Source organism: Streptomyces mayteni, assembly GCF_054783955.1.
This window is the reverse complement of record NZ_BAAGPR010000187.1, coordinates 1-8,917: the sequence shown is the minus strand read 5'-3', so window position 1 is coordinate 8,917 and position 8,917 is coordinate 1. Positions and strand designations below refer to the sequence as shown.

Sequence of the window (8,917 nt, the reverse complement as noted above, 5' to 3'; positions counted from 1 at the left end):
CAGCCGGCCGGCGGCGGCGCGCAGGGGGCGCCGGGCTCCACGGGCCGCAGCGGCACCTCGGGCCCCGGCCTGGGGCGGGCGCCCGAGTAGGGGATGGCCTGGCCGTCCTCGTCGTCGGGCGGGTCGGCCGGCCCCGGGGAGTCGGTCATCCGGTGCCCTCCCTCGGGTGCGACCTCGCCTGCGGCGCCCGCCGGACGCTCCGCACCGCGGGCCTCACAGCGCGCGGCCCTTCAGCGCCTTGCCGATGTCGTGCTGGGCGGCGCCGAGCGCCTCCTTCGGCGGCACGGAACCGGCGAGCGAGCCGTTGATGTTGGTGAAGATGCCGTTGCTGATCTGGGCGTAGCGCGGCGAGTCGGCGGGGCGGGAGACCAGCGGCACGTCGGCGGCGGCCGCCAGCGCCGGGTTGTCGCGTTGCAGCTCGGGGTCGTTGAGCACCTCGCTGACGGCCGGCAGCACGGAGTTCTCGGCCAGCATCCGCTGGGCGGTCGGGCCGGTCATCCACTTGATGAACTCCAGGCCGGCGCCGATGGCCTCGCTGTGCGGGTTGATCATCAGGTTCCAACCCCCGGTGCCCGAGGGGCCGGGCTGGTCCTCGCCCTCGAAGGCGGGCAGCGGGCTCATGCCGATCTTCCCGGCGATCCGCGAGGTCTCCGGGTTGTTCGCCTCGCCCCAGGCGTAGGACCAGTTGCGGTGGAAGGCGGCATCGCCCTCCACGAAGGTCTGGAGGGACTGCGGCTCCTGGAAGCTGGTGATCGAGGCCGGCACCACCCCGTCGGTGAGCATGCCGCGCATGAACTCGAGGACCCGGCGGTTCTCCGGGCTGTCGATGCCGGCCCGGCCGTCCTCGGTGACGCTGCGGCCGCCGGCGGCCGCCGACAGCTCGGTCCAGTTGACCGTCAGGCCCTCGTAGTTGGCCCACTGGGCGACATAGCCGTAGCGCACGTCGCCCGACCGCTGGAGCTTCCCCGCGGTGTCGGCCAGCTCCTCCCAGGTCTTGGGCACCGGCAGGTCGTGCTTCTTCAGCAGGTCCTCGCGGTAGAAGAGGAAGCCGGTGTCGACGTAGAGCGGCGCGGCGAGGTGGTCGCCGTCGTGCAGGGTGACGTCGACGCGCTCCCTGGGGAACCGGTCCCAGAAGTCGTCGGGGAGGTGGGCGTCGAGCGGCATGGCGAGCTGCGCCTCGCCGAACTGCGCCGGCCAGACCACGTCGCCGCTGTAGACGTCGATGGCGCCCGAGCCGCCGGAGATCTCCGTGGTGAGGGTCGCGCGCATGGTGTCGGTGTTGTTGGGCGCGGCCTGGTAGGTCACGGAGATGTCGGGGTGTTCCTCCTCGAAGGCGTCGACGAGCCGCTGGGGCAGCCCGTCGGGACCGAAGTTGATCGCGTACCAGGTGAGGGAGCCCCTGGCCGGGCCCACCTCACGGGGCGCGACCGAGGCCGAGCCGTCACCCGAGCCGCAAGCCGCGGCCAGCAGGACGGTGATGACGCAGAGCACGCTCCCTCGGGTGCGTGTGCCGCGGATGGTCGTGCCCAGGACGTACTCCTTGTACTCCTTGTGCTCCTTGCGGACGAGCGCCGAGTGTGGTCCTGTCCGGAGACAGGACCTGGGCACAGACTCGCGCGCCCGCATTCCACCGCAAAGCGTAAAACGCTCTTATCGGGAAACGTCACCGAAAACGGCTATCCCCGGGGGCGGGTGACCGTCTCGCCGAGCTCCCTGAAGAGGGCCGTGTTGAGCGCGAAGGCGCGCTTGCACTCGTCGACGATCCGCAGCCGCTCTGGGCCGTCGGCCGGCAGCGCGTCGAGGAGCGCCCGGTACTCGCGCTTGAACGCGGCCGGGTTGGCGATCGCGTCGAAGACGTAGAACCGCACGCCGTCCCCCTTGCGCGCGAACCCCCAGGTCTTCTCGGCCGTGCCGCGGATGATCTGGCCGCCCGAGAGGTCGCCCAGGTAGCGGGTGTAGTGGTGCGCCACGTAGCCGCCAGGCCAGTCCCTGGCCAGCTCCATCACCCGCGCCGCGTACGTCTCGGTGGCGGGCAGCGGCCGGAGCGTGGCGCGCCAGTCCGCGCCCTCGTGCAGGTGGTCGAGGTCGCGTTCGAGCGCCGCCGTGCGGAACAGCTCCGGCTTCACGAACGGGCCCGCCACCGGGTCGCCGGCCAGCCGGTCCGCCGTCCCCTCCAGCGCCCGGTACAGGAACCACAGCTGCTCGGTGTACGCCCGGAACGCCGCCACACCGAGTCGGCCGCCCAGCATGTCGCTCATGAACGAGGAGTTCTCCGCCTCGGTGTGCTGCTGGTGCGAGGCCTCGCGGATCAGGGTGGAGAACGGGACGGTGGCGGTCAGACTCATGGCGGCCTCCGGGGACGGTAGGCGGGCGCGCGGCGGGGTCGCCGCGCACCGCCATAGTGTCTAGTTAGGCTTACCTAAGTCAAGCGTTTGCCGACGCCCTGTCGGTAAGTCTGATCCGGTGTCAGCGCCGGTCGGCGGGGCCGGTCAGGGCAGCGTCAACACCTCGGCGCCGTCGTCCGTGACCACCAGCGTGTGCTCGAACTGGGCCGAACGGCGGCGGTCCCTGGTGACCACCGTCCAGTCGTCGTCCCACTTGTCCCACTCGTGGGTGCCGAGGTTCAGCATCGGCTCGATGGTGAACGTCATCCCCGGCTCCATCACCGTCGTCGACCCCGGCTCGTCGTAGTGCGGCACCAACAGGCCCGAGTGGAACGACGTGTGGATGCCGTGCCCCGTGAAGTCCCGCACCACGCCGTAGCCGAAGCGCCTGGCGTACGACTCGATCACCCGGCCGATCACGTTGATCCTGCGCCCGGGGCGCACCGCCCTGATCGCCCGGTCGAGCGCCTCCCGCGTGCGCTCCGTCAACAGCCGCGACTCCTCGTCGAGCGCCGCCACGCCGCCCACCGGGTACGTCGCGTTGGTGTCGCCGTGCACCCCACCCACGAAGGCCGTCACGTCCAGGTTGACCAGGTCGCCCTCGCGCAGCGCCGTCGAGTCCGGGATGCCGTGGCAGATCACCTCGTTCACCGAGGTGCAGATCGACTTGGGGAAGCCCCGGTAGCCGAGCGGCGACGGATAGGCCCCGTGGTCGCACAGGTACTCGTGCGCCACCTGGTCGAGACGGTCGGTGGTCACGCCGGGCGCGACGTGCTCGGCCGCCGCCGCCATCGCCCGCGCCGCGATCCGCCCCGCCACCCGCATCCGCTCGACGGTCTCGGCGTCCTGGACGTCGGACCCCCGGTAGGGGGTGGGCCCCGGACGGCCCACGTACTCGGGGCGCGGGATGGCGGACGGCACCCGGCGGGTCGCCGAGATCCTGCCGGGGACGAGAAGAGACTGGCCAGACATGCCGTCGAGTCTATGGACTCCACGGCTGGGCAGCGGACGCCGGGACGGCCAGGATGGAGACCATGGCCGCACTCTTTCGACGCAAGCCCTCAGGACGCCCCGGCGAGTGGTACTACTGCCTGCGCCACCACACGGTCGAGGAGGGGCAGCAGTGCCCCGCGAGGAACCGCCTCGGCCCCTACGGCACCCGCGGCGAGGCCGAACACGCAGTGGAGACTGCCCGCGAACGCGAGGACGAGTGGCGCGAGGACCCGCGCTGGAACGACCGCGACGAACAGGCCGCGGAAGGCGACGACCGGCCCGACGGCGGCGAGGGGCCCGACGGCGGCGAGGGCCCCGCACCCGGCCCACGCTGACCTGGCCACGGCCGGCAACCACCCGCCGGAGTGGCAGGATTCAGGCATGACTTCACACGAAGCCGCGGCCCAGCCGCCCACCCGGGATCCCTGGCAACTGCCCGACGTCTCCGAGCTGGTGGTCGGAGTGCTCGGGGGCACCGGCGACCAGGGCCGGGGCCTGGCCTACCGGCTGGCCAGGGCCGGCCAGCGAGTCATCATCGGATCCCGCGTCACCGAACGCGCCGAGACCGCCGCCGCCGAACTCGGCCACGGTGTGCGCGGCCTGGACAACGCGGGGTGCGCCCGCGAGAGCGACGTGGTGATCATCGCCGTCCCCTGGGAGGGGCACAGCAGGACCGTCGCCTCGCTCACCGCGGAACTCGCCGGCAAGCTCGTCGTCGACTGCGTCAACCCGCTCGGCTTCGACAAGCGCGGCGCCTACCCGATCGTCCCCGAGGAGGGCAGCGCCGCCGAGCAGGCCGCCGCCCTGCTCCCCGAGTCCCGGGTGGTCGCCGCCTTCCACCACCTCTCCGCCGTGCTCCTCCAGGACGCCACCCTGGAGAAGATCGAGACCGACGTGATGGTGCTCGGCGACAGCCGCGCCGACTGCGAGACCGTGCAGGCCCTGGCCGCCCGCATCCCCGGCATGCGCGGCGTCTTCGCCGGCCGGCTGCGCAACGCCCACCAGGTCGAGGCGCTGGTCGCCAACCTGATCTCCATCAACCGGCGCTACCGCGCCCACGCCGGGATCCGGCTCACCGACATCTGAGACGTCGGCGGCCGCTGAGCGCGCCGGCCCCCGCCAGCCCGGCGGGGGCCGGCGGGGGCCGGCGGCCGGGGCGCTCCCGGCGGGCGGACAATGGAACCCGCACGCCGCGCGCCCCCGCGCGTACTCACCAGAAGAACCGACTGGAGCCACCCATGCCCACCGCCTCCCGGACCGGCCGGCCGCCGCGCGCCGCCCAGGACCGCCGGCTCGCCGGCTACGCCCTGCTGGTCTGCGCCCTGACCGTCGCCGCCGCCGTCGTGTCGTTCGTCAACGGCAACTGGCTCGGCGTCGTCTGGGTACTGCTGGCCGGGCTCTCCTCCAACATGGCCTGGTACTACCTGCGCCGGTCGAAGGCGACCGGCTGACCCCCGGGGCGGACTCTCCCCGGGGGCCTCGACCACGCCGGCGGCCCGGTCTCAGTGGAAGCTGTGCTGCTCGGCCGGGTAGGCGCCGCCCACCACGTCCTCCGCGAACGCCCGCGCCGCGTCACCCAGCGTCTCGCGCAGCCGCGCGTACTGCTTGACGAAGCGCGGCATCCGACCACCCGGCCAGTCCGTCATCCCGGCCATGTCCGTCCAGACCAACACCTGGGCGTCACAGTCGGGACCCGCGCCGATACCCACGGTCGGAATGTGCAGGCTCCGCGTCACCTCGGCGGCCAACTCGGCCGTCACCAGCTCCAGCACCACCGCGAACGCGCCCGCGTCCTGCACCGCCTTGGCGTCCCGCAGCAGCTGCTGCGCCGCCTCCTCACCGCGCCCCTGCACCGGATGACCCCCGAAGGCGTGGACCGACTGCGGCGTCAGACCCACGTGGGCCATCACCGGGATGCCGGACTCCACCAACAGGGACACCTGGTCCGCGGAACGCTCGCCGCCCTCCAGCTTCACCGCGCCCACGCCGGCCTCCTTGACCAGCCTGGTCGCGCTGCGCAGCGCCTGGGCCGCGCTCTCCTGGTACGAGCCGAACGGCAGGTCGCCGATGATCAGCGCCCGCTGGGTGCCGCGCACCACCGCGGCCGACAACATCACCATCTGGTCGAGCGTCACCGGGACCGTGCTGTCGTATCCCAGGTGCGTGTTGCCCATCGAGTCCCCGACCAGCATCACCGGGATGCCCGCCTCGTCGAAGACCGAGGCCGTCATGGCGTCGTAGGCGGTGAGCATCGGCCACCGCTCCCCACGCCGCTTCGCCGCCGCCACATCCCGCACGGTGACCCGACGGCTTCGCTTACCGCCATAGAGCCCCGGCACCTCCGGCTTCCCGGCCGGTGCCTGGGCAGTCGTGTGCTGCGTCATCACGCTGCTCCTGTTCAGGTCGTCTCGAGGCGCCATGACGGCGTCCCCGGATCGCCCCCATCGTCGCACTCCGGCGGCGGCCCCGGGAAGGGAGGTGGGGGACGCGGATCCGGCCCGATACCTGTCCTGATCCGCCTTGACTGCTCCTTGATAACGAGTAGCCCCACATTGGCCGGAACCCTCCGGTCCCCGGTAACCGTCTTGGGCTTCGACGTGACGCGCGCTCGCGTAGTGTTCGCGGAGCGGAAGCGCGATGGGCACCGACGCGATGGGCGGCGAGGGCAGGGATGGCACGGTTGTACACCCCGGACACCCAACCGGGACAGGGCCCCGAGGAAAGCGGTGAGCCCAGCGCGCCCGACGAGGAACGCGCGCCCAAACCGCGCTGGCGCGACCGCGTCGGCCGCTGGCGCCGCGGCTGGTGGCCCGCCGGCCTCGCCCTGGCCCTCGCCCTGCTGATGACCCTGCACTCCAAGGTGCCCAACGACATCGGGAACCTCGGCAGCCTGCTCCAGACCTTCCTGCCCTGGGTGGGCCTCGCCATCCCGCTGCTCGTGCTGTGCGCCGTGCTGCGCCGCTCGGTGACCGCCGTGATCGCCCTGCTCGTGCCCACCCTGGTCTGGCTCAACCTCTTCGGCGGCCTCGTCGTCGACAAGACCTCGGGCGGCGGCAGCCTCATGGTCGTCAGCCACAACGTGGACGCCGACAACCCCGACCCGGCCGGCACCGCGCGGGAGCTCGTCGACGCGGACGCCGACCTGCTCGCCCTCCAGGAACTGCCGATGGACTCCGCCACCACCTACGAGGAGGCGCTGGCCGAGGCCTACCCGTACCACGTCACCCAGGGCACCGTCGGACTCTGGAGCCGCTACCCGCTCGGCGAGGCCCAGCCGGTGGACATCGGCATGGGCTGGGTCCGCGCCATGCGCACCCAGGTGGAGGCCGAGGGCGTCGGCGACGTCGCCGTCTACGTCGCGCACATGCCGTCGGTGCGCGTGCAGTTCAGGGCCGGCTTCACCGCCGGTCAGCGCGACGAGGCCGCCGACCTGCTCGGCCGGGCCATCGCCGCCGAGGAACTGCCCCGCACCGTGCTGCTCGGCGACCTCAACGGCACCATGAACGACGGCGCGCTCGCCCCGCTCACCTCCGAGCTCCGCTCCACCCAGGGCGCCGCCGGCGCCGGCTTCGGCTTCAGCTGGCCGGCCGGCTTCCCGATGGCCAGGATCGACCAGATCCTGGTGCGCGACCTGGAACCCGTCTCCTCCTGGACCCTCCCCGCCACCACCAGCGACCACCTGCCGGTCGCCGCCCGCCTCGACCCCTGAGGCCCGCCTAGCGCAGGGCGGGGCCAAGGTCAACGACATCTTTCCGCCGTTTTTATCCCCGCTGTTTTACTTTGGGAGGGGAAGGAGAGGTGTCAGATGTCGCGGACCCGTTTCGCCCCGGATCGTGGGCTCACCAACCGCATGGTGCTCACCATGTTCTTCCTCGGCCTGCTCTACGTCGTCCTGGTCGGGGTGCTGATCGTGGCGCTCGGCAAGTCCTGGCCGCTGATCATCGTGATCGTCGGCGGTCTCTTCTTCGCCCAGTTCTGGTTCAGCGACAAGATCGCCGCCTACAGCATGGGCGCCCGCGAGGTCACCCCCGAGCAGGCCCCCGAGCTGCACGGCGCCGTCGACCGGCTCTGCGCCCTGGCCGACATGCCCAAACCCAGGGTCGCCATCGCCGACACCGACGTGCCCAACGCGTTCGCCACCGGCCGCGGGCAGAAGTCCTCGCTGGTCTGCGCCACCACCGGGCTGCTCCGCCGCCTCGAGCCCGACGAGCTGGAGGGCGTGCTCGCCCACGAGCTGTCCCACGTCGCCCACCGCGACGTCGCCGTCATGACCATCGCCTCCTTCCTCGGCGTGCTGGCCGGCCTGATCACCCGAATAGCCCTCTGGACGGGCCTCGGCCGCTCCCGCAACAACCAGAACGTGCTGCTCCTGCTGGTCCCGCTGGTGAGCGCGGTGGTCTACGTGATCAGCTTCCTGCTGACCCGCCTCCTCTCCCGCTACCGCGAGCTGTCCGCCGACCGCGCCGGCGCCCTGCTGACCGGCCGCCCCTCGGCGCTGGCCTCGGCCCTGACCAAGGTCTCAGGACAGATGTCCCGCATCCCCACCCGCGACCTGCGGCAGGCCGAGCCGTTCAACGCCTTCTTCTTCGCGCCCGCGCTGACCGGCGAGGGCCTCGGCCGGCTCCTCTCCTCCCACCCCACGCTGGAGCAGCGGATCGAGCGTCTCGGCAAGCTCTCCACCGAGCTCGGCCGGCCCTGAGCCGCCGAGCCCCGACCCTGTGAGCTGGTGATCCACCGATGGGCTTCCTCGACGCCATCCTGGGCCGCAGCAAACCGGCCCGCCCCGACCTCGACCAACTCTTCGCGATCCCCTCCGCGGCCGTCACCCTCCAGGCCGCCGCCGGCTTCGTGCCCACCGGGCTCGGCTCGGTCTGCTTCGCCAGCGTCGAGGGCGGCGCGTTCTCCCGGGTGCGGGACGAGGTGCGGGAACTCCTCGACGCCGACACCGCCACGGGCGGCCTGCCGGTCGAGTTCAGCGAGGACTCCTACGGCTACACCTGGCTGCTGGCCCGCCAGTCGGCGGACGACGTGACCACCCTGGTCAACGACCTGCACGCGGTCAACACGCTGCTGCGGGACGCGGGCTTCGGACCCCAGCTGCTCTGCTCCCTCGTCGGCTTCCGCTCGACGGCCGACGGCCGGCCACTGGCGCTCGTCTACCTCTACAAGCGCGGCACGTTCTACCCGTTCGCGCCGCTGGTGGGGGCGCGGGAGCGGCGCGACAACCAGCTGGAGCTGCGGACGAGGGCGCTCCTGACGGACGACCTCCGGCTGGAGCCGGACCTGGGGCGGTGGTTCCCGGTGTGGGGCGCCCCGGGTCTCTGACCCGAGGTTTTTCCCCCACCCACCCGCCCTTTGTTCCGCTGCCGCGCTGGGGGTGCGCGCTGCGCGCGGGCGGCGGCCCGCCGGGGCCTCAACGGCGGCGGAGCCGCCTTGTTGGGCCCCTGTCGGCCGTGCCGGCCTGTCGGCCGTGCCGGCCTGTCGGCCGTGCCGGCCTGTCGGCCGTGCCGGCCTGTCGGCCGTGCCGGCCTGTCGGCCGT

General features: G+C 72.6%; 10 protein-coding genes. 6 read left to right on the top strand and 4 right to left on the bottom strand.

Annotated features, from left to right (window positions below; all coding sequences use genetic code 11):
- Positions 1 to 213: 213 nt before the first annotated feature.
- The 3 genes from ACYVPE_RS38245 to map form a co-directional block, all read right to left on the bottom strand.
- Positions 214 to 1,626 (bottom strand): ABC transporter substrate-binding protein, encoded by a 1,413-nt coding sequence (locus ACYVPE_RS38245; protein ID WP_461038448.1) that lies wholly within the window; start codon positions 1,624 to 1,626, stop codon positions 214 to 216.
- A 50-nt stretch (positions 1,627 to 1,676) separates the two neighbouring features.
- On the bottom strand, positions 1,677 to 2,345 hold the full coding sequence (locus ACYVPE_RS38240; RefSeq protein WP_461038447.1) for a biliverdin-producing heme oxygenase: 669 nt from the start codon (positions 2,343 to 2,345) through the stop codon (positions 1,677 to 1,679).
- 144 nt (positions 2,346 to 2,489) lie between these two features.
- Positions 2,490 to 3,356, bottom strand: a complete 867-nt coding sequence (gene map / locus ACYVPE_RS38235; RefSeq protein WP_461038446.1) for a type I methionyl aminopeptidase — start codon at positions 3,354 to 3,356, stop codon at positions 2,490 to 2,492.
- Positions 3,357 to 3,418: 62 nt separating this feature from the next.
- Here map and ACYVPE_RS38230 point away from each other — a divergent pair, with 62 nt between their 5' ends.
- The 3 genes from ACYVPE_RS38230 to ACYVPE_RS38220 all read left to right on the top strand — a co-directional run bounded on the left by ACYVPE_RS38230 (position 3,419) and on the right by ACYVPE_RS38220 (position 4,828).
- The gene (locus ACYVPE_RS38230) at positions 3,419 to 3,712 is read left to right on the top strand and encodes a hypothetical protein (RefSeq protein WP_461038445.1); all 294 of its coding nucleotides are present in this window, start codon (positions 3,419 to 3,421) and stop codon (positions 3,710 to 3,712) included.
- A 46-nt stretch (positions 3,713 to 3,758) separates the two neighbouring features.
- Positions 3,759 to 4,463 carry an NADPH-dependent F420 reductase gene (npdG, locus tag ACYVPE_RS38225; protein WP_461038444.1) on the top strand — a complete coding sequence of 235 codons (705 nt, stop codon included), beginning with the start codon at positions 3,759 to 3,761 and terminating at the stop codon, positions 4,461 to 4,463.
- Positions 4,464 to 4,615: 152 nt separating this feature from the next.
- Positions 4,616 to 4,828 (top strand): hypothetical protein, encoded by a 213-nt coding sequence (locus ACYVPE_RS38220; RefSeq protein WP_461038443.1) that lies wholly within the window; start codon positions 4,616 to 4,618, stop codon positions 4,826 to 4,828.
- 51 nt (positions 4,829 to 4,879) lie between these two features.
- Here ACYVPE_RS38220 and panB read toward each other — a convergent pair whose 3' ends face one another.
- Positions 4,880 to 5,761, bottom strand: a complete 882-nt coding sequence (gene panB, locus ACYVPE_RS38215) for a 3-methyl-2-oxobutanoate hydroxymethyltransferase (RefSeq protein ID WP_132819724.1) — start codon at positions 5,759 to 5,761, stop codon at positions 4,880 to 4,882.
- A 287-nt stretch (positions 5,762 to 6,048) separates the two neighbouring features.
- Here panB and ACYVPE_RS38210 point away from each other — a divergent pair, with 287 nt between their 5' ends.
- From ACYVPE_RS38210 to pspAB, 3 genes are all read left to right on the top strand, one after another.
- Positions 6,049 to 7,086 carry an endonuclease/exonuclease/phosphatase family protein gene (locus tag ACYVPE_RS38210; protein ID WP_461038442.1) on the top strand — a complete coding sequence of 346 codons (1,038 nt, stop codon included), beginning with the start codon at positions 6,049 to 6,051 and terminating at the stop codon, positions 7,084 to 7,086.
- Between the two features lie 96 nt (positions 7,087 to 7,182).
- Positions 7,183 to 8,076: a zinc metalloprotease HtpX gene (gene htpX / locus ACYVPE_RS38205; RefSeq protein WP_461038441.1), complete on the top strand. Its 894-nt coding sequence runs from the start codon at positions 7,183 to 7,185 to the stop codon at positions 8,074 to 8,076.
- A 38-nt stretch (positions 8,077 to 8,114) separates the two neighbouring features.
- Positions 8,115 to 8,702, top strand: coding sequence for a PspA-associated protein PspAB (gene pspAB, locus ACYVPE_RS38200; protein WP_461038440.1), 588 nt, complete (start codon positions 8,115 to 8,117; stop codon positions 8,700 to 8,702).
- The last annotated feature ends 215 nt before the right edge of the window (positions 8,703 to 8,917 follow it).